The following is a 25824-nucleotide window of genomic DNA, read 5'->3' as shown; positions in this document are numbered from 1 at the left end:
CGCGCCGCCCCCGCTTCGTCGCGGTGTGTGGACAGCACCCGAGCGAGGCGAGACAATGGCAGACATGCCACGCGCCGCAGTTTTAGGATCCCCGATCGCCCATTCCCTCTCCCCGGTATTGCACAACGCCGGCTACCAAGCCGCTGGTCTGAGCCAGTGGAGCTATGGCCGACGCGACACCTCCGCCGAGGAGATGGCCACGGTCATGGCCGAGGCCGCCGCGGACCCGGAGATCGCCGGTTTTTCGGTGACGATGCCCTGCAAGTTCGAGGCCAATGCCCTTGCTGTGGAACGCAGCCCGCGCGCCCGCGCCATCGGCTCGGCCAATACGCTCGTGCGCTGCGAGAATGGCTGGCGCGCCGATAATACCGATGTGGAAGGTATCTACGGCGGGCTTGGGGTGCTCGGCGTGGAGCTGGCCGGTAAGCCTGTGGTGGTCATTGGCGGTGGCGGTACCGCCCGTCCCTCCATCTATGCGGCAGGCCAGCTTGGTGCCGCGGAGATCACCGTGATTAACCGCAGCGATAAAACCGAGGAGCTGCGTTGTCTCTGCGAGGCGCCGCTGCGCTGGTTGTCCTGGGAGGATACGACAGCGATTGCCGAGGCCTGCCGCCGCAGTGCCGTGGTGATCTCCACGGTGCCCGCCGCCGTGGTCCAAGGCAAGGAAGAACATATCGCCCACGCGCCGATCTTTGATGTCATCTACGATCCATGGCCCACCCCGCTCGTCGCGGTGGGGAGAACCCGCGGCCTAGCGTGCGTCGGCGGGCTGAGCATGCTCGCTTTTCAGGCCTTGAGCCAATTCGAACAATTCACCGGCGTCGCCGCACCCAAGGACTCCATGGTGGCCGCACTCGCCGAAGCCACCGAGGTATTGGCCACCGAGATCGCTGGCGCCGCTTAGGTTTTCCGTCCTCCGTGACAGCACGGGGAACAGGCCGGATATCTCAGCACATATTGAGGGGGAGTATGTGTTCACAATCATCTGCGCCGCACTCGGCGGCAGTCCGCAACAGCTGCTGCTGAGTGCCGTCTGCGTGATGCTCATTCTTGCCGCCGGCTGGGATCGCGTTCACGCTCGCCTGCCCAACGCGCTCACCCTGCCGGCCATCCTCATGACGCTCGTGCTCTTTCCCGCCGCGTGGTGGGGCGGGCTGTTCTGGGGCGCCAGCTATGGGCTCGCATGGTGGCGGGGCTGGGGCATCGGCGGCGGAGACGTCAAACTTGCCGTCTCTCTAGGCATTATCGCCGCAGCTCAAGGGGCGCTCGTGCTGCCATGGGTCATCGCCGGTGCCGCAGTACTCACGCTTATCGACGCCGCCCTCCAGCACCGTCAGCTCCTGCCCGCGGCGGCAGCGCGCGGCCGCGTCCCGCACGGGCCGGGGATGGTGGCGGCGACGCTCATGGCCGCGCTGCTGTGTGTCGAAGTTTAAGGGCGGCGAAATTAAACGGGGGTAGATGTGCGTGTATCCAGCCGCGGCGTGCAAGAATATGGGGCATGCTTCGATGGACTACAGCTGGGGAATCCCACGGTCAAGCCCTAATCGCCACCATGGAACACCTGCCTGCGGGCGTGCCGATCACCTTGGAGGAGATCTCGGCGCATCTCGCTCGGCGTCGACTCGGTTATGGCCGCGGCGCCCGCATGAAGTTCGAAGCCGATGAGCTGTCCCTGCTTACTGGGGTGCGCCACGGCAGAACGATGGGTGCACCGATTGCCATCATGATCGGCAATACCGAGTGGCCTAAGTGGACCACCATCATGTCCGCCTCGCCATTGGATGAGGACGATCCTGAGGTGCAGAAGGCGATGTCCTCCGGCCGCGGTGCCAAGCTCACCCGGCCCCGGCCCGGCCACGCCGATTTCTCCGGCATGATCAAGTACGGATTCGACGAGGCCCGGCCTGTGCTGGAGCGCGCCTCCGCCCGCGAAACCGCGGCCCGGGTGGCCCTCGGTGTGCTGGCGCGTAACTTCCTGCGCGAGACCATCGGAGTGGAAGTGTTCTCCCATGTGATCTCGATCGGCGAATCCGAGCCCTATGACGGACCCACCCCCAGCTTCGAGCAGCTCGAGGACATCGACGCCTCTCCGGTGCGTGCCGCCAATAAGGCCGCCGAGGAGTCCATGATCGCGCATATCGATAAGGCGAAAAAGTCCGGCGACACCCTCGGCGGCGTGGTGGAAGTCGTGGTTAATGGCCTGCCCATCGGTTTGGGCTCCTATACCTCCGGCGAGGATCGCCTCGACGCCCAATTGGCGGGGGCGATCATGGGCATCCAAGCCATCAAGGGAGTGGAGATTGGCGATGGCTTCCTCGAGGCCGTCCGCCCCGGCTCCCAGGCCCACGATGAGATGGTGCGCACCGCCGATGGTGTGGACCGGCTGTCCAACCGGGCTGGTGGCCTCGAGGGCGGCATGACCAATGGTCAGCCGCTGATCGTGCGGGCCGCGATGAAGCCGATCTCGACGGTGCCGCGGGCCCTGCAGACCGTGGATATGGCTTCTGGCGATGCTGCCACCGCCATTCACCAGCGCTCCGATGTGTGCGCCGTCCCCGCTGCCGGAGTGGTGGCCGAAGCGATGGTTGCTCTCGTCCTCGCCCGCGCTGTGCTGGCGAAATTCGGCGGTGATTCGCTTGCCGAGACTAAGCGAAATGTCGATACTTATACCGAAAGCGTTGCTAAGCGATTGGAGTTCTAAAAACACATGGGAACCCCTCGAGTTGTTCTCGTTGGCCTGCCTGGCGCGGGGAAATCCACCATTGGTCGCCGCCTATCGCGGGCGCTGAACATCCCCCTTGTGGATACTGATCAGATGATCGAGGAGCGCGAAGGCGAGCCATGTGGCGAGGTATTCTCCCGCCTCGGCGAGCAGAAGTTCCGCGCCCTCGAGGCAGAGGTGGTCGCAGAAGCCCTCGATCAGGACGCCATTGTCTCCCTCGGCGGCGGGGCAGTGGTCACTGACTCCGTGCGCGCCGCACTCGATCATCACTCCGTGGTGTGGATCGACATCTCCGTGGAGGAGGGGCTGCGCCGCACCGCCCAGGATTCCTCGCGGCCGATCCTGCAGTCCGAGAATCCGCGCGAGCGCTATCAGCAGCTCTACGACGAGCGCATCGGCTACTACAAGGATGTGGCTACCTTCCGCGTTCGCTCCAATGAGCGCAGCCCGCAGCGGGTGGTGGCCGATGTGCTCGCCTATCTCGAGACCGTCTGCGAACCCGAGCCCAGCCTCTAATCCCCGTAGCAAGGACAATCATGCGTTCCATCCCCGTCAACGGCGCCTCTCCCTATGAGGTCGTCATCGATCACGGTATCGCGCCGGCGCTGAGCGAGCTGGTGAGCAGTGCCGCAGACGCCCGCAAGGTGGCGATCATCCATCAGCATTCCGTGGAGCACATCGCGGCGCGGATCGGCGCCGCCCTCAGCTCCGCCGGCATGGAGGTGCATCCCCTCGAGCTGGCCGATGCGGAATCCGGCAAAACCCTCGCCGAGGCGGGGCGCATGTGGGACGAGCTGGGCAAGCTCGAATTTTCCCGCCGCGATGTGGTGGTCTCTGTGGGCGGTGGTGCCTGCACCGACGCCGCTGGTTTCATCGCCGCCTCGTGGATGCGTGGAATCAAGGTGATTCATTGCCCCACCACGCTGCTGGCTATGGTGGACGCCGCTGTCGGCGGCAAAACCGGCATCAATACCGCGGCCGGGAAAAACCTCGTGGGTGCCTTCCACGAGCCCTTCGGCGTCTTCATTGATCTCGACTGCCTCGCGACCCTGCCGCGGGAGGAGATCATCGCTGGGTCCGCAGAGATCATCAAAACTGGGTTTATCCGCGATCCGGAGATTCTCGCCCTCTACGAGTCCGATCCGGCCGCCTGCGTGGACCCCACCGGGCATCTGCCGGAGTTGATTGCTCGCTCCGTGGCGGTCAAAGCCGCAGTCGTCGCGGCCGATCTGAAGGAATCCAATCTGCGCGAAATCCTCAACTATGGCCACACCTTCGGCCACGCTGTGGAACTCAATGAGCAGTTCCGGTGGCGCCACGGCAATGCGGTGGCGGTGGGCATGATGTATGTTGCTGCGCTCTCGCAGATCCGCGGCGAGCTCTCCGCGGCCGAGGTGGAGCGCCACCGCGCGATCATCTCCAGCGTGGGCCTGCCCACCGGCTACAACGGCGCCAGCTTTGAACAGCTGCTCGCCGGTATGCGCAAGGATAAAAAGAACCGCGGCGGCTCCATCCGCTTCGTTGGCCTCACTGGGGTGGGGGAGACCACTCGGTTAGAGGACACCACCGAAGAGCAGCTGCGCCAGGCCTATGAGCAGGTGGTGGCATGGACGTCCTAATTCTCAACGGTCCGAACCTCAACCGTCTCGGCAAGCGCCAGCCCGAGGTCTATGGCAGCACGACGCTTGACGACGTCGAGCAGCGGCTCGCCAGCCGCGCCCAGCAGCTGGGCCTCGCGGTGGAGTGCCGCCAATCCAATCACGAGGGCCAGCTCATCGATTGGGTGCATGACGCCGCCGATCGGGGTGCCGCAGTCATCATCAACCCCGGCGGATTGACCCACACCTCGGTGGCGCTGCGCGACGCCCTCGCCGAGATCGCCGATGGCCACGGCTTCGTCGAGGTGCACATCTCGAATGTGCACGCCCGCGAGCCTTTCCGTCACCATTCCTATCTCAGCCCGATCGCGCTCGGGGTGATCGCCGGCCTCGGGGTGAAAGGCTATGAACTCGCCCTCGAGTACCTGGCGGAGCGCATCACCTAGAGTTGAGCTAGATCCAGACCACACACGATTTGAGCCGAGAGGGGCCTTGAATAGATGTCTTTGAGCGATACCCGATTCCTCACCCGCCGCCGCGCACTGTCGGCCGAGCTGAACAGTCAACGCGTCGATGTCATGCTGGTCACCCATCTCACCCACGTGCGCTATCTTTCTGGGTTCTCCGGATCCAATGCGGCACTGCTGGTGAATAAGGATCTCACCGCCAGCATCGCCACCGATGGCCGCTACACCACTCAGATCGCGGAAGAAGTCCCGGATATTGCGGCCGTGCTGGAGCGTCGCTGCGCCACCGGGCTGCTCAAGCGGGTGGAAGGGCATCGCCGCGTGGGCTATGAGGCCGACTATGTCACCGTCTCTGAACTGGAAGCCCTAGAAAAGGCCTGCCCGGAGGACGTCACCTTGGTTCCGGTCAGCGGCATCATCGAGAAGCTGCGCCTGATCAAGGACGATGTGGAAAAGCAGCGGCTGCGCGACGTCGCGGCGCTGGCCTCCCAGGCCTATCTGGATATGCTCGCCGCCGGCGAGGTGGCCGCGGGCCGCACCGAGCGGCAGGTCGCCGCGGATCTGGAGTACCGGATGCGCATGCTCGGCTCTGAGCGGGTGTCCTTCGATACCATCGTGGCCTCGGGCCCGAACTCGGCGAAGCCGCACCACGGTGCCGGCGATAGGGTGCTCGAGCATGGCGATATCGTCACCATCGACTTCGGGGCCCACGATCGCGGCTTTAACTCGGATATGACCCGCACCATCATCATCGGCGAGGCCAGTGATTTCGCCCGCGAGATCTACGAGGTGGTGCTCAAGGCCCAGCTCGCCGGCGTGGAGGCCTCGCGACCTGGGGCGAAGCTGGTCGATATCGACCGCGCCTGCCGTGATGTCATCGAGGAAGCCGGATATGGCGAGTACTTTGTACACTCCACCGGCCACGGTGTTGGCCTCGACGTGCACGAGGCCCCCGCTGCTGCCCAGACCAGCACCCACGTGCTGGAGAAGGACATGACGCTGACCATCGAGCCGGGCATTTACGTTCCCGGCAAGGGTGGCGTGCGTATCGAGGACACCCTCATCATCACCGACGGCCAGCCCGAGATTATTACCAAGGTGAGCAAGCAGCTCACCGTGGTGTAGTCTGGTTTGGTCAAGTACACGCTTTCATATTGTTGAGTGCTCGCGCCGCGCGGCGGCGGGGAAACCTTTCCCGCAGCCGACGTCGTTGGGCGCGGGCCCGAAGGAGCTAAACACGTGGCAACTACCGCCGATTTCAAGAATGGTCTTGTGCTGAAGATCGATAACAAGCTGCAGCAGATTATCGAGTTCCAGCACGTCAAGCCGGGCAAGGGGCCCGCATTCGTGCGCACCAAGCTGAAGGACGTTGTCTCCGGCAAGACCGTAGACAAGACCTTCAACGCCGGCGTGAAGGTGGAGACCGCACTAGTGGATCGCCGCGACATGACCTACCTGTACAACGACGGCACCGCTTACGTGTTCATGGACGATAAGACCTTCGAGCAGGTCGAGCTGGAGCCGCACCTGATCGGCGACTCCGCCCGCTTCCTGCTGGAGAACATGCCCGTGCAGGTCTCCTTCCACGAGGGCGAGGCTCTCTTCGCCGATCTGCCCGTGGCCGTGGAGCTGAAGGTGGAGCACACCGATCCGGGCCTGCAGGGCGACCGCTCCACCGGCGGCACCAAGCCCGCCACCCTCGAGACCGGCGCCGAGATCCAGGTGCCGCTGTTCCTCGAGACCGGCAACGTGGTGAAGGTCGATACCCGCACCGGCGAGTACCTGTCCCGCGTGAACAACTAAGCACCACACTGCACATGCACGTCTCGCGGACAAGTACCGCGCGGCGTGCGCATTATTTGTACTATCAGGAAGTTCTGAGGAGACTGTGACTGACTTCAAGCGGCGGGGAACTCGGTATAAGGCGCGTCGCCGCGCCGTCGATATCCTCTTCGAGGCAGAGGCCCGCGATATCGATCCCGTGGCCTTGGTGGAGGAGCGCGCGACGCTCTCCCAAGACCAGAATGCCGGGGTGGCTCCCATCAAGCCCTATACCCGCGACATCGTCGAGGGTGTGGCGGTCGAGCTTGACCGCATCGATGAGGTCATCGAGCGCTTCCTCGCCGCCGAGTGGGAACTCGATCGCCTGCCTGCCGTCGACCGCGCCATTCTGCGTGTCTCTGGCTGGGAACTGCTCTTCAACCCGGATGTGCCGCGCCGCACCGCCGTGGTGGAAGGGGTAGAGCTCGGCAGCGAATACTCCACCCCCGTGGCTTCGCCCTATATCAATGCCGTGCTCGACTCGGTGGCGAAGAACCTCGAGGACATCAAGGCCGAGGAACTTCAGCCCGTGGAAGACGACGCAGACGAGGACACCCTCGACGAGGCCAATGAGACCCTCGAAGGCCCCGTGCCCGTCACGGTCGACGATGAGGAGGCTCCGCTGGACGGTGCGGACATCCCCGCTGAGAGCGATGCCGCCGCAGTGGCTGAGCACGAGCAGGAGCCAGAGCAGGAGCTGGAGCGCTAAGTACCCGCACCGGTCGCTGAGGTTCCTCCTCTTCCCACATACCGAATACCGCCGAGAACTCTGCTGCGTAGTAGCAGACGTTCCGGTGGTTATTTTCTGTGTTGGCCCAGTTCTAGGCGCGTGTGTCCGGCTCCGTCCACGGCCCGTTGAGTGTGCGGGGTAACCACTCGGGGTTGGGGGCGGGAACGATGGTGGGGGTATCGAGGGTGGTACTCAGCCAGTGCAGCGCGTCGGCAATGTCATAGCAGCAGCGTAAAACATGCCGCTCTAGGCGGGCGGTGGTGAGCGAGTCCACGAGGAAGGTCGATGCGGTGCTCATGGCGGTGAGCGCCTCGGACTGGCCGAACTGGGCTATCCCAAGCTTCGCGTGATGACCCTCTTGGTGGTAGCCATTGGCGGCGAGGACGGCGTCGCGGCGCTGCTCGACGGTATAGGACTCCCGCAAGGCTTCGCTCGCGGAAATGAACATCACCGCTGGGGCGCGCAGATGGGCGTGAAAGACCAATGGATGATCGGGAAAGCAGAACCGTATTCCGCGGTGCCGATCGATGATGCGGGCGTGGGCGGAGATCGCTTCCACGAGATGGAGATAGTGAACGCTCATCGGGGCGGGCTTTCGATAATCGGCATGGTGGGCAGCCGCAGCATATAGGGGTGGTGATCCACGGTGGTACCACACACATCGGGCAAGAAGTGCTCCATTTCGATGAAGAAGATGTCCACCATCGCAAGGTAGTGATCCACGGCATCGCCCAATTCTTCCGCGCTGCACTGGGAGGCATCGGGAAGATGCACCACACAGCCCACGCCGAGGGAGGCGTCCTCGCCCGTAAGCATATAGCCGATGGGCTGAATGCGGTTGACGTTCCAAAAGTCCACGAAGTTCGTCAAGCGCTCGAGGGTATCGACGGTGGCCTCCTTGGGCCACATCCCGTGCACCACCAAGGCATCGCGGTAGGGATCGTAAGTGATTTCCACCGCCGCGTGGTCGGTGGTGACGAGAAAGGACTCATGGCCGAACCTCACCGGCAGGCGCACACTACGCAACCAGGCATGAACAGCCTCGAAGATGCGTAGTGCTGCGGGATGGGAGCGGCGCGCCACGATAGTGAACTTACTTTTTCCCGAGATCCTGCAGGGCCTTCATGCCGGCAAGAACCAAATCGATACGGATCTCCAGCGACTCCTGCAGCTGCGCATCGCTCATATAGGCAGAGACAGGGAACTCGGACTCGGTGCGTAGGCCATGGGTATCGCCGGAGGTGGCGACTACCGCTTTCACCCCGTGCAACCGGGCATTGAAGTGGTTGCAGGCGGCAAACCACGGGCCCTCGAGGGACTCGAGAGGATATTCGGCGCGCACAATCACGGACTGATTGTCCAGTACGGCGATGAAGGTATCGATGTTATTGAGACGGGCGTGACCCACATCGGGGAAGTCGATGTCTTCCAGCTCCACATCGACACTGGCCAGGGCGTCCTTGACGCGGGCATAGGTGACTGCGTTGAGTTCAGGCACGGCGTGATCCTTTAAGCGTTGTCGTTCTCGGAGGTGGTGGCGGGCGCATCGGCCGCGGGGGCGGACTCCGCCTCAGGGCGCTCCCAGGTGACCAGATCGGGGAAGGAATTGGCCAGATAGTCGCAGGCGGTGGCCGTGGCGGTGAAGAAAGAGACCACAAATAGCCCCAGCTGATTATGGGTGTAGCCGCCGGCCTTATTCAGCGCCGGCAAGGCCCGCTGCAGGTGCACTTCCACACCGTCCTCGCTGCCGGAGGCGGCCCCGACATACATGGTGGGTTTGATCTCCGGCACGTTCCACTCATGGGCGGCTTGGAGCAGATCATTGCCCTGATCGGGGCTCGGCTCGCCGCGCCAGCGGGCGTCGAGCAGCAAGGTGCCCTCGTGTACCACGATGCCGATGGCGGCGTCATAGAAGCCGGTGCGAATAGCGCCCTCGATGTCGTCGAACTCGAGGTCCTGTTCGCGTAGCACGGCGGCCACCCGCTCGATAGTGAGGGGCATGAGTAGCTGCTCGTCGGCAGCGGTGTCGGCTGAATCCACTGATTCACTCCTTAAAACACAGGTGATGGGGGATAGGTTGAGATGCGGTCAAGGGCTAGGAATCGTCGCCGGAGGTGGCGTCGAAAAGCGTCTCGCCGCCAAGCTCGTGGGCGAAGGTCGCCGCGAGTGTCGGGTGGGTGAAACGGTGGCCCAGCTGCTCAAACTTGGTGGGAACCGCGTTCTGCGAGGTCATGAGCAGCTCCTCGGAGGCGATGGGGCCCATCATTAGCTTGGGGGCCACCGCCGGAATCGGCACCACGAACCTGCGGTGCATCGCGCCCTGGAGGGTCTCGCCAAATTCCTCGGAGCGCACCGGCTGCGGGCCGGTGGCGTTGAAGGGGCCGGACATCTGCGGATCAACGGCAGCGCGGTAATACATCGAGGTGAGATCATCGATGCTCACCCAGGGCAGATAGCCGCCCTCGGTACCCACCTGCGGTGCCAGGCCCGCGCCGAAGGCGGCGCGCAGCCCGGGCAGCATGCCGCCGGCGGCGCCCATGACCAGCCCGGTGCGAAGATTCACCACGCGCTTTCCGGCCTCGCGGGCCGGAGCGCAGGCCTCCTCCCATTCGGCGACCACATCGGCCAAAAAGCCCTCGCCGCGCTCGGCGGACTCGTCCAGCAGCTCATCGCCACGGTCGGGGCCGTAGAAGCCCACCGCGGAGGCGACGATCATGGCGTGGCAGGTCTCAGACGCGGCCACCAATTCCGCGAGACGGCGAGTGGGGGTGACACGGGAGTGGCGGATCTTCTCGCGGTGGGACTCGCTCAGGCGACCGGCGATGGACTCGCCGGCAAGGTGGATGAGCACATCCACACCATCGAGGAGATCCTCATCGGGCAGGGTGGTATGCCAGCGGCGCTGGCCGGGTTTCAGATCGGAGCCGCGTTTGAGCTCGATCACGGTGTGCCCGGAGGTGCGCAGCTGGGCGGCGAGATGGGTGCCCACGAATCCGCCGGCACCGGTGAGCGCAATGGTAAGCGGCTCGGTGGGGGCACTATCGAGCGCCTGGAACTCCGCTATCCGAGTGAGATCCTCCAGCAGCTGGTGCTGCCGATAGGCGAAAGTGGCCTCGAGGAAACTCCCCGGAAGCCGGGTGTGCACGGTATCGGTGATACGGGTGCCGGCCGGGCTGTCGGCGAAGGCGTGTATGTGGCGCCACTGCGAGAGCGCCCGCATGGGGGCGTTGATACACACATCGGTAAATTGGCGTCCCTCGTGGTAGCCGGCAAGATCGTGCTTGGCCACCCATTTTAGGCCTGCTGGCAGCGAAAACTCGGTGGTTCCGGTGGCCAGCGAGCTAGCCTGCTTCACAGGGGTCATGGGTACGAAGGGCGGTGTCAATCGCACCACCGCACCAGGGCGGGTGTGCCACTGCCAGACTTCTGAGCGGGGGAAGGGAAGAATGTGCTCGGTTGAAATACCCACGTGGGTTGGTGACCTCCTCAAAGCGGCGGCAAGTGTATGAGTGTCGATTATACGGAGACAGCCGGACACTGCCATGAGATTCAGCTCTCGCCGGGCTGGGAAGTGGGGTAGGTGAGCGTCGATAAGCGATAGCCCCGCGGGTGGGGTGAGGGGTGGTGGTCATTTCCTAGTGGTGGGCTAAAGCGGGTGCTAAGCTAAGAAAACGATAAAGTTCATAGGATTCAGTGGCTGCATAGTGACTGCAGTCTCGGTGTCTGAGGGCATCCTTTAACGGACCGCACAGAGAGGCGGGGAAGGAGGTCACGATGGCAACGCAATTAATGAGCGCCGACGATGTCGGACGCACGATTGCGCGCATCGCGCACCAAATTATTGAAAAGACAGCACTTGATGCTGCGAAGGAATCAGCGCACCCCGAGGTGTGTCTGATGGGTATTCCTTCGGGGGGAGTGCCGCTGGCCCAGCGCTTGGCGGCCAAGATTGAAGAATTCTCGGGCGTGGCCGTGAGCGTCGGCACCCTCGATATCACCTTGTACCGCGATGATTTGCGCCACCGTGCGCACCGCGCGCTCAAGCCCACCACCATTCCTGATACCGGTATCGATGACATCACCGTGGTGCTGGTCGATGATGTGCTCTATTCCGGTCGCACCATTCGCGCCGCCCTCGACGCGCTCCGCGATATCGGCCGCCCGCACTGCGTGCAGCTCGCGGTGCTCGTGGATCGCGGCCATCGGGAGCTGCCTATCCGTGCGGACTATGTGGGCAAAAACCTGCCCACGGCCGTCAGCGAGGGCGTGAGCGTGTTGCTTGCAGAGATCGACGGCGAGGATGCCGTGGAGATCTCCCGTACGAATCATCCCGGCGAATCCGCCACCACCCGCGAGTAGCGCGCGCCTGCCGCGGCAGCTGCGAACGCCGCCACGGCCTGCACGTGCTGTCTAGAACCTAGTGAGCTAGAGGCTAATGAAACACCTGCTTTCCATCGAGGACCTCGGCAAAGACGAGATCCTGACCATCATGGATGAGGCGGACAAGTTCCTAGAACTGCTGTCTCACCGCGAGATCAAGAAGCTGCCGACACTCCGCGGCCGCACCATTTTCACCCTCTTCTACGAAAACTCCACCCGCACCCGCTCCTCCTTCGAGACTGCCGGCAAGTGGATGAGCGCGGACGTGATCAATATTTCCGCCTCCTCGTCCTCGGTGAAGAAGGGCGAATCGCTCAAGGACACCGGCTTGACCTTGAGTGCGGTGGGGGCGGATGCCATCATCATCCGGCACCCCGCCTCGGGCGCGGCTGAGCAGCTGGCCCGCTGGGTGGCCCCGCAGGGGGAGGGGCCGAGCGTGATCAACGCCGGCGATGGTGCTCACCAGCACCCCACCCAAGCCCTCCTAGATGCGGTGACCATGCGCCAGCGCCTGGGCCGTATCGAAGGCAAGAAGATTGCGATTGTGGGCGACTGCCTGCACTCGCGGGTGGTGCGCTCCAATGTGGATCTGCTCAGCACCTTAGGCGCCGAGGTCACCCTCGTTGCCCCGCCCACGCTGCTGCCCTTCGGTGTGGAGAACTGGCCGGTGACCGTCTCCTATGAGATGGACCCAGTGCTCGCCACGCAAGATGTGGTGATGATGCTGCGCGTGCAACAAGAGCGCATGAACGGCGGGTTCTTCCCCTCGCATCGCGAATACGCCACCCTGTACGGAATGAGCAAGGCCCGCCTGGCGCAGCTGAAGGACGAGGCCATCGTGATGCACCCCGGGCCGATGCTGCGCGGCATGGAAATCAACGACTATGTTGCCGACGCCCCGCAAACCGCCGTGCTGCAACAGGTATCCAATGGTGTGCACGTGCGCATGGCCGTGCTCTTTACCCTGCTCTGTGGCCAGGGCAGCCCGCGCGAGTAAGTCCCAAAGGAGAAAATAATGACGACTGAGACCACATATCCTGCCACTGGGGAACTCGCGCCAATTGCCGAGGGAACCCTCCTGATTCTCAACGCCCGCCCCTATGGCGAGGGCGAGCCGCGCCACCTGCTGATTCGCGATGGCGTGATCGATAGCCTCGATGCGGCCGCCGATACTGCGGCCGATCGCACCATCGACGCCGCTGGGGCGGTGCTGCTGCCTGGGCTGGTGGACATTCACGTGCACCTGCGTGAGCCCGGCCGCGAGGACACTGAGACCATCGCCACCGGCTCCGCGGCCGCCGCCAAGGGCGGGTTTACCGCCGTGTTCACCATGGCCAATACCCAGCCGGTGATGGATCAGCCGGTGATCGCCGAGTCCGTCTGGTTTAAAGGCCAGCAGGTGGGCCTCTGCGATGTTCACCCCGTGGGCTCGATTACCAAGGGGTTGAAGGGCGAGACGCTCACCGAGTTCGGCATGATGGCCAACTCCGCAGCCAAGGTGCGCATGTTCTCCGATGACGGCGTCTGCGTGAATAATCCGCAGGTGATGCGCCGCGCCCTGGAATACGCCAAAGGCCAGAACGTGCTGCTCGCCCAGCACTGCGAGGACGCCCGCCTGACCGAAGGAGCGGTGGCCCACGAGGGCGAGATGGCTGCCCGGCTCGGCCTGCGCGGCTGGCCGCGCGTGGCGGAGGAGTCGATTGTGGCGCGTGATGCGATTATGACCCGCGATTATGGCGCCCGCATGCACATCTGCCACGCCTCCACCGCTGGCACAGTCACGCTCGTGCGCTGGGCCAAGGACTGCGGCATTCCGCTCACCGCCGAGGTCACACCCCACCATTTATTGCTTCACGACGCTCGCCTGCACAATTTCGATGGTCGCGACCGAGTGAATCCGCCGCTGCGAGAGAAGTCCGATACCGAGAAGCTGCGCGATGCGCTGCTCGACGGCACCATCGACTGCGTGGCCACCGACCACGCACCGCACGGCTCCGAGGAGAAGTGCTGCGAATTCTCTGAGGCCAAAAACGGCATGCTGGGCCTTGAGACCTCGCTGGCCATCGTGCACCAGATCTTCGTGGAATCCGGGCTGGCCGATTGGCGCTTCGTGGCCAAGGTGATGAGCGAAAAGCCCGCCGAGATCGTGCGCCTGCCCGGCCACGGCCGGCCCATCGCCGTCGGCGAGCCCGCCAACCTCACGGTGGTGGATCCGCACAGCCCGTGGACCGCCCGGGGCGAGGAGATGGACTCCAAGGCCGATAACACCCCCTATGAGGGCATGGACTTCAACGCCCAGGTCACCCACACCATCCTGCGCGGCACCGTGACCTATCAGCGTCGCTAAGCCACAGCACACTCCCACACCCCAGAAAAAAACTTCATGGAAAGGCCCTCACACAGTGACTACTGAGACCACCCACTCGGCCACCACGCGGCCCGCAGTGCTCGTGCTCGCCGACGGCAACACCTACCGCGGGCTCGCTTTCGGCGCGGACGGCAACGCCTTCGGCGAGGCCGTCTTTACCACCGCCATGACCGGTTATCAGGAGACGATGACCGATCCCAGCTACCACAAGCAGATGGTGGTGATGACCGCCCCGCAGATCGGTAACACCGGCTGGAACGACGAAGATAATGAGTCCCGCGAGGACAAGATCTGGATCGCCGGTCTAATTATTCGCGATCTCTCCCACACCGTCTCTAATTGGCGGGCCCGCCGCAGCCTCGAGGAGGAGATGATCTCCCAAGGCCTGGTGGGAATTAAGCATGTAGATACCCGCGCCATCGTGCGCCACCTGCGCAACTACGGTTCCATCAAGGCGGGAGTGTTCACCGGCGAGGACGCCCTGCTCGATACCGAGGAGCTGGTACGCCGTGTGCAGGCCCAAGAGGATATGGAGGGCGCGAATCTCTCGGCCGATGTCTCCATTGCCGAGCCGCAGATCCTCGAGCCCGAGGGCGAGGTCCACGCCACCGTGGTCGCCTATGACATGGGCATTAAGTCCAATACCCCGCGTAACCTGCTTGCGCGCGGCATGCGCACCGTGCTGGTGCCGGCCAATTACCCCTGTGAGAAGGCCATGGAGTTCCAGCCCGATGGCGTATTCATCTCCAATGGCCCGGGCGATCCCGCCACCGCAGATGAGATGGTGAGCATCGTGCAGCAGTTCCTGGACAAAGATGTGCCGATCTTCGGCATCTGCTTCGGCAACCAGATCCTGGGCCGGGCCTTCGGCATGAACACCTACAAGCTCAAATTCGGCCACCGCGGCGTGAATATCCCCGTGAAAAACCACGTGCAGGGCCACATCGAAATCACCGCCCAAAACCACGGCTTCGCCCTCGAAGGTGAGCAAGGCCAGGAGTTTGATACCCCCTATGGCCCCGCGCTGGTGACGCATACCTGCCTCAACGACGGCGTGGTCGAAGGTGTGGCGCTGAAGAATGGGCGGGCCTTCTCGGTGCAGTACCACCCCGAGGCTGCCGCCGGCCCGAATGATGCCAACCCGCTCTTCGATCAATTCGTGGAGCTGGTTCTCGCAGACATCGCGGCGAAAAAATCCGGCTCCGGCGACGGCCAGAACTAAGCACACCAGGAAGAGAAAGAGGAATACAGACAATGCCCAAGCGCACTGACATCAATCACGTCCTGGTTATTGGATCCGGCCCCATTGTGATCGGCCAGGCCTGCGAGTTCGACTACTCCGGCACCCAGGCGTGCCGCGTGCTCAAGCAGGAGGGGATGCGGGTGACCCTCATCAACTCCAACCCGGCGACGATCATGACCGATCCGGAGTTCGCCGATCACACCTACGTGGAGCCGATCCACCCCGATTACATCGAGAAGATCTTTGAGAAAGAGATCGCCGAAGGCCATCCCATCGACGCCGTGCTGGCGACCCTCGGCGGCCAGACCGCCCTCAACGCCGCGATCGCACTGGATCGACGCGGCAGCCTAGAAAAATACGATGTGGAGCTCATCGGCGCCGATATCCCCGCCATTCAGCGCGGCGAGGACCGCCAGAAGTTCAAAGACATCGTGGCCAAGATCGGCGGCGAATCCGCGCGGTCGCGCGTCTGCCACAACATGGACGAAGTGCACGAGACCGTCGCCGAGTTGGGCCTGCCCGTGGTGGTGCGTCCCTCCTTCACCATGGGTGGCCTCGGCTCCGGCCTGGCTTTCGACAACGATGACCTCGAGCGTATCGCCGGCGGCGGCTTGGCCGCCTCTCCGGAAGCCAATGTGCTCATCGAGGAATCCATCCTCGGCTGGAAAGAATACGAGCTCGAGCTCATGCGCGATGGCGATGACAACGTGGTGGTCATTTGCTCCATCGAAAACGTCGACGCCCTCGGCGTGCACACCGGCGACTCCGTGACCGTGGCGCCGGCCTTGACGCTGACCGACCGCGAGTTCCAGAAGATGCGCGATCAGGGTATCGCCATTATCCGCGAGGTGGGCGTGGACACCGGTGGCTGTAATATCCAGTTCGCCATCAACCCCACCGATGGCCGCATCATCACCATCGAGATGAACCCGCGCGTCTCCCGTTCCTCGGCGCTGGCCTCGAAGGCCACTGGCTTCCCGATCGCAAAGATCGCCGCCATGCTGGCCATCGGCTATACCTTGGACGAGATCACCAACGACATCACCGGCGAAACCCCGGCCGCCTTCGAACCCACGCTGGACTATGTGGTGGTCAAGGCCCCGCGCTTTGCCTTTGAGAAGTTCCCCGGCGCCGATGACACGCTCACCACCACCATGAAGTCGGTGGGCGAGGCCATGAGCCTGGGCCGGAACTACGCCGCGGCAACCAATAAGGTGATGCGCTCGCTGGAGAATAAGGACACCGGTTTCTGGACCGCGCCCGATCGCTGCGCCGATGCCGACGCCGCCCTAGAGTCCTTAAAGCGCCCCGTCGCCGGCCGGATGTACGAGGTAGAGCAGGCCCTGCGTGGCGGCAAAACCATCGCCGAGGTCCACGAGGCCTCCGGCATCGATCCCTGGTTCCTCGCCGAGATCCAGCACCTGGTAGAGCTGCGCCAGCAGCTTATCGACGCCCCCGTGCTCACCGAGCAGCTGCTGCGCCTGGCGAAATACTATGGCCTTTCCGATAAGCAGATCGCGGCCCTGCGCCCAGAGTTCGCCGGCGAGACCGGCGTGCGCTCGCTGCGCTGGTCGCTGGGTATTCGCCCGGTGTTTAAGACCGTGGACACCTGCGCCGCCGAGTTCGAAGCCAAGACCCCGTATTACTACTCGGCCTATGAATTCGATGCTGCGGCGGAGTCCGAGGTGAGCCCGCAGACCGAGAAGGAGAAGGTGATCATTCTCGGCTCGGGCCCGAACCGCATCGGCCAGGGCATCGAGTTCGACTACTCCTGCGTGCACGCCGCGCTGGAGCTCTCGCGGGTGGGCTACGAGACCATCATGGTCAACTGCAACCCCGAGACAGTCTCCACCGACTACGACACCGCCGATCGCCTCTACTTCGAGCCGCTGACCTTCGAAGACGTCATGGAGGTCTACCACGCCGAGTGCCAGTCCGGCACCGTGGCCGGGGTGATTGTGCAGCTCGGTGGCCAAACCCCGCTGGGCCTGGCCGAGAAGCTGCGCAACGCCGGTGTGCCCGTGGTGGGCACCACGCCCGAGGCCATCGATTTGGCGGAGGATCGCGGCGAGTTCGGCGAGGTGTTGGCCAAGGCTGGTTTGCCGGCACCCGAGTTCGGTACCGCCACCTCCTTCGCCGAAGCCCGCGACGTCGCCGCCCGCATCGGTTACCCCGTGCTGGTGCGCCCCAGCTATGTGCTGGGCGGGCGCGGCATGGAGATCGTCTACGACGAGCAGACCCTCGAGGACTACATCAACCGCGCCACCGAGCTCTCCAATGAGCACCCGGTGCTGGTGGATCGCTTCTTGGATAACGCCATCGAGATCGATGTGGACGCCCTCTGCGATGGCGAGGAGGTCTACCTCGGCGGTGTGATGGAGCATATCGAGGAAGCCGGTATCCACTCCGGCGATAGCTCCTGCGCCTTGCCGCCGATGACGCTCGGCGCCGAGGACATCGAGAAGGTCCGCCAGTCCACCGTGGCTCTCGCCCACGGCATCGGAGTCAAGGGCCTGATGAACGTCCAGTACGCGCTGAAAGACGACACCCTCTACATCATCGAGGCCAACCCGCGTGCCTCGCGTACCGTGCCCTTCGTCTCGAAGGCCACCGGGGTGCCGCTGGCGAAGGCTGCTGCCCGCATCATGATGGGCGCCAGCATCGCCGAGCTGAAGGAAGAAAAGCTCATCCCCACCACCCACGACGGCGGCTCGCTGCCCATGGACGCCCCGATCGCGGTGAAGGAAGCCGTGCTACCGTTTACCCGCTTCCGTCGCCCCGACGGCTCCATGCTGGACTCGCTTCTCAGCCCAGAGATGAAATCCACCGGTGAGGTGATGGGCCTGGCCGATAGCTTCGGCGCCGCCTATGCCAAGGCCGAGGATGCCGCCTTCGGCGCGCTGCCCACCTCCGGCACCGTGTTCGTCTCCGTCGCCAACCGCGATAAGCGCACCCTGAACTTCCCGATTCAGCAGCTGGCCAAGCTCGGATTTAAGATGATGGCCACCAAGGGCACCGCCGATATGCTGCGCCGCAATGGCGTCGAATGCGAAGTGGTGGCCAAGGCCAGCCAGGTACGCGAAGGCAGCGAGGAGCTGTCCATCGTGGACAAGATCACCGCCGGCGAGGTGGATCTCATCCTCAACACACCCGCAGGCTCCGCCGGTGCCCGCCACGATGGCTACGATATTCGCGCCGCCGCCGTGAGCGCTGGGGTGCCGCTGGTGACTACCGTGCAGGGCGTGACCGCCGCTGTGCAGGGTATCGAGGCGATGCGGGACAATGAGCTGAGCATCCTGCCGCTGCAGGAGCTCAATCACGAAAACATCGCGGCCAAGGCGGGGGAGTAAGTGAGCGACTTCGGATCCCAGCTCCACCAAGCCTCCCTCGAGCACGGCCGGCTCTGTGTGGGCATTGACCCCCACCCGGCGCTGCTCGACGCCTGGGGGCTGCCTCGCAGCATCGAGGGGCTGCGTGAATTTAGCGCCACCTGTGTGCGCGCCTTCGCGGGCTCTGTGGCCCTGGTGAAGCCCCAAGTGGCCTTCTTCGAAGCCTATGGTGCCGCCGGCTACACCGTGCTCGAGGAGACCATCAATTCGCTGCGGCAGGCCGGCACCCTGGTGGTAGCCGATGCCAAGCGCGGCGATATCGGCTCCACCATGGCCGCCTACGCGGATGCGTGGCTGCGCCCTGGCTCCTCGCTGGAGGTGGACGCCCTCACGGTCTCTCCCTACTTGGGCTTCGGTGCCCTCGCACCTGCCCTGGACTATGCGGAGCAGGGCAAGGGGCTATTCGTCCTCGCCGCCACCTCCAACCCGGAGGGGCAGAGCATCCAGCGGGCAGTGAAGCAGGGCGAGCTGACGGTCGCCCAGCACATCGTCGATGAGGCTGCCGCCTGCAATGCGGCGCGAGTAGCCGCTGGTAGCCCCGGCAACGTCGGCGTCGTCGTGGGGGCAACGCTGCGCGACGCCCCCGATCTCGCGGCGCTCAATGGCCCCATCTTGATGCCTGGGGTAGGCGCCCAAGGAGCCGGCGCGGAGGACGTCGATAAGCTCGCACAGGGAATGACACACATGGCATTTCCCAACGTCTCTCGTGGGGTATTACAGGCCGGTGCAAGCGTGAAAGCCCTAGAAAAGGCCGTTTCGGACTTAGCCGGCCAATTTCCGGGAATCCCCAGCTAGAAGCGCTATCGCGGGAGAGCGCGTGACAAGCCCGCGGCCTGTCACCTTGGCTTTTGTCCAAGTAGTGCTAGACTGATGCGAGCTTCAAGGAATCCGCTCGGCGCACACGCTGTGTCGAGGCGGTTTCCACCAGATAGCCCAAGTAATTAATCGCCTACGAATCGGAGGAACCAACGTGGCCCTTCCCAAGTTGACTGACGAGCAGCGCAAGGAAGCCCTCGCGAAAGCTGCTGAGGCCCGCAAGGCCCGTGCTGAGCTGAAGGAAAAGCTGAAGCGCGGCGGCACCAACCTTAAGGAAGTTCTGGACCAGGCCCAGGACAACGAGATCATTGGCAAGACCAAGGTTTCCGCTCTCCTCGAGGCCATGCCGAAGGTGGGCAAGGTCAAGGCTAAGGAGATCATGGAGGACCTCGAGATCGCTCAGACCCGCCGTCTGCGCGGCTTGGGCGACCGTCAGCGTCGTGCCCTGCTCGAGCGCTTCGGTTTCTCTGAGGACTAATTCAGATGACCGGCGAGAACCCGACGCCCCGCCTCGTCGTCTTAGCTGGTCCCTCTGCGGTGGGTAAATCCACCGTGGTTCATCGTCTGCGCACAGACGTGCCCTCGCTGTATTTCAGCGTCTCCATGACCACCCGCGATCCTCGCCCCGGTGAGGTGGATGGTCAGGACTACTTCTTCGTGTCGATGGAGCAGTTCAATGACACGATTGCGGCAGGGGAGATGCTCGAATGGGCGGATATTCACGGCGGATTGCAGCGCTCTGGCACTCCCGCGCGACCGGTCACCGAAGCCCTCGCGGCTGGACGGCCCGTGCTCGTGGAGGTTGATCTACAGGGTGCGCGCAACATCGTGAAGTCCATGCCCGAGGCAACCACCGTGTTCCTCGCCCCGCCCTCCTGGGAGGTACTGGTTGATCGCCTGACCGGTCGTGGTACCGAGTCCCAAGAGGTGATTGATCGTCGTCTCGCGACGGCGCGCAAGGAGCTCGATGCGCAAAGCGAATTCGACCACGTGGTGGTCAACGATGATGTGGACGCAGCAGTCGAGGCCATTCACCAGCTTCTCACCGGCCACTAGCCGTCGAGGGTGCCACTCGGACCCGCGGGCGTAGTGGACCGCAGTGGGCAGCATGGTGCAGAGAGAACTTTTACAGATAGCAATCCAGAAAAAGGATGACAGTGAGTAACCAAACCACAGGCAATGAGTCTGTTTTCGATGATCCGGTAGGCATTACCGCACCGCCCATCGACAGCCTTATGAACCATGTGTCCTCCAAGTACGCTCTCGCCATTTTCGCGGCGAAGCGTGCCCGTCAGATCAACAGCTACTACCAGCAGGCGGACGAGGGCGTCTTTGAATTCATTGGCCCACTCGTTACCCCCGAAGCTGGCGAGAAGCCGCTGTCTATCGCCCTGCGCGAGATCGACGCTGGAATGCTGCACCACGAGGAAGGCTAAAGCCTCATCCCTTGATCGGCCTCCGTGTTCGCACGGTTACTGAAAGGGGCAGCTCGACGCTGCCCCGGTCGACATCACCAACCCAGTACGCCCACACTCTCGGTGCGTGCTGGGTTTTGTGCTGTGTACATCCAGCGGCCGTAGGGGTATCGGCTACCCTTGACACTTATGAATTCGAGCGAGAAACTCTCCATCGTCGTTGGTGTGACCGGCGGTATCGCCGCCTATAAGGCCTGCCATGTGATCCGTGCCTTCACCGAAGCGGGACACAGCGTGCGGGTGGTGCCTACCCGCAATGCCCTTAAGTTCGTCGGGGAGGCAACCTTCACCGCCCTGTCCGGCAATCCGGTAGCCACCGATGTATTTGAGAACGTGGATAAGGTGCAGCACGTGATGGTGGGGCAGCAGGCCGATCTCGTGGTGGTGGTGCCCGCCACCGCCGATTTCCTGGCTCGGCTGCGCCTGGGTATGGCGGATGATCAGCTCACCGCCACCTGTCTCGTGGCCACCTGCCCCGTGGTGGTGGCACCAGCCATGCATACCGAGATGTGGAATAACCCCGCTACTCGGGAAAATGTCCAGGTGCTGCGGCAGCGCGGTATCGCCGTGATGGAGCCCGCTCATGGGCGGCTCACCGGCCGCGATAGCGGGCCGGGCAGGCTGCCCGAGCCGGAGCAGGTAGTGGAGTATGCGCTTGGTGTGCAGGAGGAGGGCCGCGCCCCGCAGCGCGATCTCGAGGGCGTGCGGGTTCTGATTTCGGCCGGCGGGACGCGCGAGGAGATCGATCCCGTGCGCTTTATTGGCAATCATTCCTCCGGCCGCCAAGGCTATGCCCTGGCCAATGCCGCCGCCCAGCGCGGTGCAGAGGTGGTGCTGGTCGTCGGAGCGGCGGACACGTTGGTGGATCCCATTGGGGCGCGGATCATCCGCATTGATTCCGCCGCCGAGCTTCACGCAGCCATGGACCGCGAGGCACAGAAGGCCGATGTAGTGATTATGGCCGCCGCGGTGGCGGATTATCGCCCTGCCCACCGGGCGGAGTCCAAGATGAAAAAGGGTAAGGCTGAAGCGGATCTATCGGTGATTGAGATGACCCAAAACCCCGATATTCTCGCCGGTCTGGTGCAGCAGCGCCGCGATGGCGCGGTGCCCGCCGAGACGATCATCGTCGGATTTGCCGCAGAGACCGGCGATGAGCACACCAGCCCGCTGCAGCTGGGCCGAGAAAAGCTCCAACGCAAAGGGGTGGACCTGCTCATGGTCAATCACGTCGGCGGTGGCCGCGTCTTCGGACAAGACACCAACGAGGGCTGGCTGCTCGGCGCCGATGACACGGAGATAGCCGTGCCCGCGGGGACCAAGAACGCGGTGGCGCATCGGATTCTCGATGGGATCAGCGCGCTTCGGCGTTAGCGTGGCGCAGGAGCGCATATCGAAGGGCGTGCCCTGCATGTATTGCTAAATTAGACCGCTTAGTCTATGTTTGTTGTCTATGACCAGCGCAGCTAAAGATACTCGACTTTTCACCAGCGAGTCGGTGACGGAAGGTCACCCGGACAAGATCTGTGATGCCATCTCAGATACCATTCTCGACGCCATGCTCGAGGTGGACCCGCACTCTCGGGTGGCCGTGGAAACTGTGGTCACTACCGGTTTAGTGCACGTGGTGGGAGAGGTGCGCTGCGCCGGCTATGTGGAGATCCCGCAGCTGGTGCGCACCAAGCTGAAGGAGATCGGTTTCACCTCCTCCGAGGTGGGCTTCGATGGCACCACGTGTGGAGTAACCGTGGCCATTGGCGAGCAGAGCGCCGAGATCGGCTCGGGCGTGGACACCTCCCAGGAGGTGCGTAGCGGTACCTCCCAGCACGATGATGATCACGCGGGCGCTGGCGATCAGGGCCTGATGTTCGGCTATGCCACCAACGAGACGGACGAGTACATGCCGCTGCCGATTGCGTTGGCGCATCGGTTGTCTCGGCGTCTCACCCAGGCACGCAAGGAGGGCATCGTGCCCCATCTGCGTCCGGACGGTAAAACCCAGGTGACTTTCGCCTATGACGAGGCGGATAATCCCAGCCATATCGACACGATCGTGATCTCCACCCAGCACGATCCGGATATCACCCAGCAGTGGCTGGAGGAGCAGCTGCGGGAGCACGTGATTAACTGGGTGATCGCCGATGCAGGGCTGGAGAGCTTCCTCAGTGAGGAGCTCACCGTGCTCATTAACCCCTCCGGCTCCTTCGTGCTCGGCGGGCCGATGGGCGACGCCGGGTTGACCGGCCGCAAGATCATTGTGGACACCTATGGCGGCATGGCCCGCCACGGCGGTGGCGCCTTCTCCGGCAAGGATCCCTCGAAGGTGGATCGCTCCGGCGCCTACGCTATGCGCTGGGTGGCGAAAAACATCGTGGCCGCCGGCTTGGCCGATAAGGCCGAGGTGCAGGTGGCTTATGCCATTGGCCGCGCCGCTCCGGTGGGGCTGTATGTAGAAACCTTCGGCACCGCCAAGCACGGTCTGAGCGATGAGCAGATCCAACACGCTGTGGCTGAGGTCTTTAATCTGCGCCCAGCCGCGATTATCCGCGAGCTGGATCTCTTGCGCCCGATTTACGCGGACACCTCCGCCTATGGCCACTTTGGCCGCACCGATGTGGACTTCCCGTGGGAGCACACCAACCGTGTGGAGGAGTTGCGCGCCGCAGCGGGGATCTAGACTAGAATCTCCCGCATGGCTACCCACCCGCGCACCCCAGCAGAATCCCTGCCGGTGGCGCGGGTGTTGCCTTTGTTGGGGCTGATTCACCTCGACCGCTACTTCGATTACCGCCTCAGCGAGGCTGATTCTGAGAGCGCCCAGCCTGGGGTGAAGGTGCGGGTGCGCTTCGGCGGACGGCTGGTGGATGCCATCCTGATCTCCCGGCACGACACTTCCGAACACCAGGGCTCCCTGCGCTATATCGAGCGGGTCATCTCGCCCGAGGTGGTCTATCCGCCCAGCACCCAGGCTCTCGTGGAGAAACTCGCCGAACGCTATGCCGGGTGCCGTTCGGATATGATCCGCGCCGCAGTGCCGAATCGCCATGCCGCCGCCGAGAAAACAGATTTCACCACCTCCTGGGACACGCTTGGCGACGCCGCCGAGCCGGACATGAGCGCCTGGGATAACTATGTGCGCGGCCAGGCCTTTCTCAAAGCCGTGAAGGAGGGCAAACCCGCCCGCATTGCCTGGCAGATCAACCCCGACGGCGACTGGGCCGCCGAGCTCGCCGCCGCCTTGGTACACACCGTGCGAGCCGGCCACGGGGCTTTAGCGGTGGTGCCGCATCAACGCGCCTTGGATCGTCTCGAGGCCGCACTGCGCGAGCTGGTGTCGGCGAAACAGATCACCACACTCAGCGCCACGCTGGGCCCGCAGGCGCGCTACCGGCGCTTTTTGTCGATCCTGCATGGTCAGTCACGGTTGGTGATTGGCACCCGTTCTGCGGCCTTCGCCCCCGTGCAGGATCTGCGTCTAGCTGCGATCATGTTTGATGGCGATGATAATCTCGTCGATCCGCGCGCCCCCTATTGGCACGCCCGCGAGGTGTTGAGCACCCGTTCCGCGCAGGAAAAATGCGCGCTCATCATGGGCGGCTATGCCCGCACTGCCGAGGTGCAGCTCATGGTCGAGCGCGGCTGGGCCTTCGACTGTGCCGGCGAGCGCGGACACATTCGCCAGGCCGCGCCCTTAACCATGGCCACCGGCGCATCCGCCTATGGCGGGGGCGATCCGCTGGCGAAGAGTAGGCGGATTCCCAGCAAGGCCTATCAGGCGGTGCGCGCCGCCGTGGAGGCCCAGCGGCCGGTGCTGGTGCAGGTTCCCCGCAAGGGCTATGCGCCTACTCTTGCGTGTCGACGCTGCCGCGCTGCCGCCCGCTGCCGCCACTGCAATGGCCCCCTTGAGCTTCCTGCCTCCGGTGATCCCCACGTGCCGGTTTCTCCGCAGTGCCGGTGGTGTGGGCGTATCGACGCCCACCACGAGTGCCTTGAATGCGGCTCCACAGAGATTCGCGCCGTGGTGATCGGATCTGATCGCACCGCCGAAGAGCTGGGCCGCGCCTTCAGCGGGGTGCGGGTGGTGACCTCGAGTGGGGAGAAGATCGTCTCCGAGATCGACCCCGGCCCCACCATCGTGGTGGCGACCTCGGGCGCGGAGCCCCGTGTCGTCGGGGGCCGATATGGTGCTGCGATTTTGCTCGATACCTGGGGGCTGCTGAGTAAGCAGGATCTCCGCGCCGGCGAGGAGGCGTTAGCGAGCTGGCTGCGCGTTGGTTCCTTGGTGGACTCTCGGGATAATGATGGCCAGTTGATCGTGGTGGCCGATCAGGATGTGCCCGTGGTGCAGGCGCTCCTGCGCTGGGATCCCATCGGCGCTGCCCACAGGGAGCTGGCTGAGCGCGCCGAGGTAGAGCTGCCACCGACGACCACCATGGCCGTGGTGGATGGCGGCCGCGCCAGCTTGGATCGTTTCGTGGAACTGCTCGAGCTACCCGAGCACGTAGAGGTGTTGGGGCCGGTGGATCTTCCCCCAGGAGTGCATTTGCCAGGGGAGTGGGATGAGCGCGCCTTTGGCCCGCCCGAGCGGATGATTATTCGCGGTAGCCTCCCCGCCCAACAGTTGGGGCGGATCTTGAAGGCCGGACAGATCAAACGCGAGGTTCGCTCGGAGGACCCGCCTTTGCGCGTCCAGGTGGGCCCGCTGCGTATCGGCTAGCGGATACCTGGCACCGAGAGAGCAGGGAAGCGGCAGCGCGCGTTTCTCACGGACCGTCATCACGCACCGTCACCACGGCACTCCTTCACGGCCCTTCC

At 63.9% G+C, this 25824-nt stretch carries 26 protein-coding genes; 21 read left to right on the top strand and 5 right to left on the bottom strand.

Annotation, left to right across the window (positions count from 1 at the left end; genetic code table 11):
* Nucleotides 1–55 precede the first annotated feature (55 nt).
* The 9 genes from GBB11_RS00985 (at nucleotide 56) to nusB (ending at nucleotide 7317) form a co-directional block, all read left to right on the top strand.
* Nucleotides 56–904 (top strand): shikimate dehydrogenase, encoded by an 849-nt coding sequence (locus tag GBB11_RS00985; RefSeq protein ID WP_151548667.1) that lies wholly within the window; start codon nucleotides 56–58, stop codon nucleotides 902–904.
* A 67-nt stretch (nucleotides 905–971) separates the two neighbouring features.
* Nucleotides 972–1433 carry a prepilin peptidase gene (locus GBB11_RS00980; protein ID WP_151548666.1) on the top strand — a complete coding sequence of 154 codons (462 nt, stop codon included), beginning with the start codon at nucleotides 972–974 and terminating at the stop codon, nucleotides 1431–1433.
* 65 nt (nucleotides 1434–1498) lie between these two features.
* Nucleotides 1499–2701 carry a chorismate synthase gene (gene aroC, locus GBB11_RS00975; RefSeq protein WP_151548665.1) on the top strand — a complete coding sequence of 401 codons (1203 nt, stop codon included), beginning with the start codon at nucleotides 1499–1501 and terminating at the stop codon, nucleotides 2699–2701.
* 6 nt (nucleotides 2702–2707) lie between these two features.
* Complete coding sequence (locus GBB11_RS00970) at nucleotides 2708–3238, top strand: shikimate kinase (protein WP_151548664.1); 531 nt, start codon at nucleotides 2708–2710, stop codon at nucleotides 3236–3238.
* 20 nt (nucleotides 3239–3258) lie between these two features.
* Nucleotides 3259–4341 (top strand): 3-dehydroquinate synthase, encoded by a 1083-nt coding sequence (gene aroB / locus GBB11_RS00965; protein WP_151548663.1) that lies wholly within the window; start codon nucleotides 3259–3261, stop codon nucleotides 4339–4341.
* The gene (aroQ, locus tag GBB11_RS00960) at nucleotides 4329–4766 is read left to right on the top strand and encodes a type II 3-dehydroquinate dehydratase (protein WP_151548662.1); all 438 of its coding nucleotides are present in this window, start codon (nucleotides 4329–4331) and stop codon (nucleotides 4764–4766) included. The genes aroB and aroQ overlap by 13 nt, the downstream gene beginning before the upstream one ends.
* A 54-nt stretch (nucleotides 4767–4820) precedes the next feature.
* Nucleotides 4821–5912, top strand: a complete 1092-nt coding sequence (locus GBB11_RS00955; RefSeq protein WP_151548661.1) for an aminopeptidase P family protein — start codon at nucleotides 4821–4823, stop codon at nucleotides 5910–5912.
* Nucleotides 5913–6026: 114 nt separating this feature from the next.
* Nucleotides 6027–6590 carry an elongation factor P gene (gene efp, locus GBB11_RS00950; protein ID WP_151528678.1) on the top strand — a complete coding sequence of 188 codons (564 nt, stop codon included), beginning with the start codon at nucleotides 6027–6029 and terminating at the stop codon, nucleotides 6588–6590.
* An 85-nt stretch (nucleotides 6591–6675) separates the two neighbouring features.
* Nucleotides 6676–7317: a transcription antitermination factor NusB gene (gene nusB, locus GBB11_RS00945; protein ID WP_151548660.1), complete on the top strand. Its 642-nt coding sequence runs from the start codon at nucleotides 6676–6678 to the stop codon at nucleotides 7315–7317.
* 112 nt (nucleotides 7318–7429) lie between these two features.
* Here the strand turns inward: nusB and GBB11_RS00940 are convergent, their stop codons facing one another.
* Genes GBB11_RS00940 through GBB11_RS00920 form a run of 5 tightly spaced genes read right to left on the bottom strand, consistent with a single transcriptional unit; the run spans nucleotide 7430 to nucleotide 10807 of the window.
* Entirely contained in the window at nucleotides 7430–7921 is a 492-nt protein-coding gene (locus GBB11_RS00940; protein WP_151548659.1) for a hypothetical protein, read from the bottom strand.
* Nucleotides 7918–8421, bottom strand: a complete 504-nt coding sequence (locus GBB11_RS00935; RefSeq protein ID WP_151548658.1) for a hypothetical protein — start codon at nucleotides 8419–8421, stop codon at nucleotides 7918–7920. The genes GBB11_RS00940 and GBB11_RS00935 overlap by 4 nt, the downstream gene beginning before the upstream one ends.
* A gap of 10 nt (nucleotides 8422–8431) precedes the next feature.
* A complete protein-coding gene (locus tag GBB11_RS00930) occupies nucleotides 8432–8836 on the bottom strand; it encodes a YbjN domain-containing protein (protein ID WP_151528682.1) in 405 nt (134 codons plus the stop codon).
* A gap of 11 nt (nucleotides 8837–8847) precedes the next feature.
* Nucleotides 8848–9378: a YbjN domain-containing protein gene (locus GBB11_RS00925; RefSeq protein ID WP_151548657.1), complete on the bottom strand. Its 531-nt coding sequence runs from the start codon at nucleotides 9376–9378 to the stop codon at nucleotides 8848–8850.
* Nucleotides 9379–9433: 55 nt separating this feature from the next.
* Complete coding sequence (locus tag GBB11_RS00920; protein WP_151548656.1) at nucleotides 9434–10807, bottom strand: TIGR01777 family oxidoreductase; 1374 nt, start codon at nucleotides 10805–10807, stop codon at nucleotides 9434–9436.
* Between the two features lie 305 nt (nucleotides 10808–11112).
* Between GBB11_RS00920 and pyrR the strand changes: the two genes are divergently transcribed.
* The 12 genes from pyrR (at nucleotide 11113) to GBB11_RS00860 (ending at nucleotide 25726) form a co-directional block, all read left to right on the top strand.
* Nucleotides 11113–11697, top strand: coding sequence for a bifunctional pyr operon transcriptional regulator/uracil phosphoribosyltransferase PyrR (gene pyrR / locus GBB11_RS00915; protein ID WP_151528685.1), 585 nt, complete (start codon nucleotides 11113–11115; stop codon nucleotides 11695–11697).
* A 76-nt stretch (nucleotides 11698–11773) separates the two neighbouring features.
* Entirely contained in the window at nucleotides 11774–12715 is a 942-nt protein-coding gene (locus tag GBB11_RS00910; protein WP_151548655.1) for an aspartate carbamoyltransferase catalytic subunit, read from the top strand.
* Between the two features lie 18 nt (nucleotides 12716–12733).
* A complete protein-coding gene (locus GBB11_RS00905; RefSeq protein WP_151548654.1) occupies nucleotides 12734–14065 on the top strand; it encodes a dihydroorotase in 1332 nt (443 codons plus the stop codon).
* Between the two features lie 55 nt (nucleotides 14066–14120).
* Nucleotides 14121–15308, top strand: a complete 1188-nt coding sequence (gene carA / locus GBB11_RS00900) for a glutamine-hydrolyzing carbamoyl-phosphate synthase small subunit (RefSeq protein ID WP_151548653.1) — start codon at nucleotides 14121–14123, stop codon at nucleotides 15306–15308.
* Between the two features lie 32 nt (nucleotides 15309–15340).
* Nucleotides 15341–18679, top strand: coding sequence for a carbamoyl-phosphate synthase large subunit (gene carB / locus GBB11_RS00895; protein WP_151548652.1), 3339 nt, complete (start codon nucleotides 15341–15343; stop codon nucleotides 18677–18679).
* Nucleotides 18680–19513 (top strand): orotidine-5'-phosphate decarboxylase, encoded by an 834-nt coding sequence (gene pyrF / locus GBB11_RS00890; protein WP_151548651.1) that lies wholly within the window; start codon nucleotides 18680–18682, stop codon nucleotides 19511–19513.
* 175 nt (nucleotides 19514–19688) lie between these two features.
* Nucleotides 19689–20012, top strand: a complete 324-nt coding sequence (mihF, locus tag GBB11_RS00885) for an integration host factor, actinobacterial type (protein WP_018019814.1) — start codon at nucleotides 19689–19691, stop codon at nucleotides 20010–20012.
* A gap of 5 nt (nucleotides 20013–20017) precedes the next feature.
* Nucleotides 20018–20590 (top strand): guanylate kinase, encoded by a 573-nt coding sequence (gene gmk, locus GBB11_RS00880; RefSeq protein ID WP_151548650.1) that lies wholly within the window; start codon nucleotides 20018–20020, stop codon nucleotides 20588–20590.
* Between the two features lie 95 nt (nucleotides 20591–20685).
* Complete coding sequence (rpoZ, locus tag GBB11_RS00875; RefSeq protein WP_151548649.1) at nucleotides 20686–20970, top strand: DNA-directed RNA polymerase subunit omega; 285 nt, start codon at nucleotides 20686–20688, stop codon at nucleotides 20968–20970.
* Between the two features lie 168 nt (nucleotides 20971–21138).
* Complete coding sequence (coaBC, locus tag GBB11_RS00870; protein WP_151548648.1) at nucleotides 21139–22383, top strand: bifunctional phosphopantothenoylcysteine decarboxylase/phosphopantothenate--cysteine ligase CoaBC; 1245 nt, start codon at nucleotides 21139–21141, stop codon at nucleotides 22381–22383.
* 79 nt (nucleotides 22384–22462) lie between these two features.
* A complete protein-coding gene (gene metK / locus GBB11_RS00865) occupies nucleotides 22463–23686 on the top strand; it encodes a methionine adenosyltransferase (protein WP_151548647.1) in 1224 nt (407 codons plus the stop codon).
* A gap of 15 nt (nucleotides 23687–23701) precedes the next feature.
* Nucleotides 23702–25726 (top strand): primosomal protein N', encoded by a 2025-nt coding sequence (locus tag GBB11_RS00860; RefSeq protein WP_151548646.1) that lies wholly within the window; start codon nucleotides 23702–23704, stop codon nucleotides 25724–25726.
* The last annotated feature ends 98 nt before the right edge of the window (nucleotides 25727–25824 follow it).

This window comes from Corynebacterium sp. 74A (assembly GCF_008930665.1).
Classification (GTDB): Bacteria; Actinomycetota; Actinomycetes; order Mycobacteriales; family Mycobacteriaceae; genus Corynebacterium; species Corynebacterium megadyptis.
Note: the sequence above shows the minus strand (reverse complement) of the source record. Positions and strands in the feature narration are given on the sequence as shown.

Excerpts from the sequence above, each read along its gene's own strand:
- GBB11_RS00955 (WP_151548661.1), top strand. The coding sequence starts at position 4,821 with ATGTCTTTGAGCGATACCCGATTCCTCACCCGCCGCCGCGCACTGTCG.
- GBB11_RS00910 (WP_151548655.1), top strand. The coding sequence starts at position 11,774 with ATGAAACACCTGCTTTCCATCGAGGACCTCGGCAAAGACGAGATCCTG.
- pyrR (WP_151528685.1), top strand. The coding sequence starts at position 11,113 with ATGGCAACGCAATTAATGAGCGCCGACGATGTCGGACGCACGATTGCG.
- aroC (WP_151548665.1), top strand. The coding sequence starts at position 1,499 with ATGCTTCGATGGACTACAGCTGGGGAATCCCACGGTCAAGCCCTAATC.
- gmk (WP_151548650.1), top strand. The coding sequence starts at position 20,018 with ATGACCGGCGAGAACCCGACGCCCCGCCTCGTCGTCTTAGCTGGTCCC.
- GBB11_RS00985 (WP_151548667.1), top strand. The coding sequence starts at position 56 with ATGGCAGACATGCCACGCGCCGCAGTTTTAGGATCCCCGATCGCCCAT.
- GBB11_RS00860 (WP_151548646.1), top strand. The coding sequence starts at position 23,702 with ATGGCTACCCACCCGCGCACCCCAGCAGAATCCCTGCCGGTGGCGCGG.
- carB (WP_151548652.1), top strand. The coding sequence starts at position 15,341 with ATGCCCAAGCGCACTGACATCAATCACGTCCTGGTTATTGGATCCGGC.
- GBB11_RS00905 (WP_151548654.1), top strand. The coding sequence starts at position 12,734 with ATGACGACTGAGACCACATATCCTGCCACTGGGGAACTCGCGCCAATT.
- coaBC (WP_151548648.1), top strand. The coding sequence starts at position 21,139 with ATGAATTCGAGCGAGAAACTCTCCATCGTCGTTGGTGTGACCGGCGGT.
- metK (WP_151548647.1), top strand. The coding sequence starts at position 22,463 with ATGACCAGCGCAGCTAAAGATACTCGACTTTTCACCAGCGAGTCGGTG.
- aroQ (WP_151548662.1), top strand. The coding sequence starts at position 4,329 with ATGGACGTCCTAATTCTCAACGGTCCGAACCTCAACCGTCTCGGCAAG.
- GBB11_RS00970 (WP_151548664.1), top strand. The coding sequence starts at position 2,708 with ATGGGAACCCCTCGAGTTGTTCTCGTTGGCCTGCCTGGCGCGGGGAAA.
- GBB11_RS00940 (WP_151548659.1), bottom strand. The coding sequence starts at position 7,921 with ATGAGCGTTCACTATCTCCATCTCGTGGAAGCGATCTCCGCCCACGCC.
- rpoZ (WP_151548649.1), top strand. The coding sequence starts at position 20,686 with ATGACAGTGAGTAACCAAACCACAGGCAATGAGTCTGTTTTCGATGAT.
- aroB (WP_151548663.1), top strand. The coding sequence starts at position 3,259 with ATGCGTTCCATCCCCGTCAACGGCGCCTCTCCCTATGAGGTCGTCATC.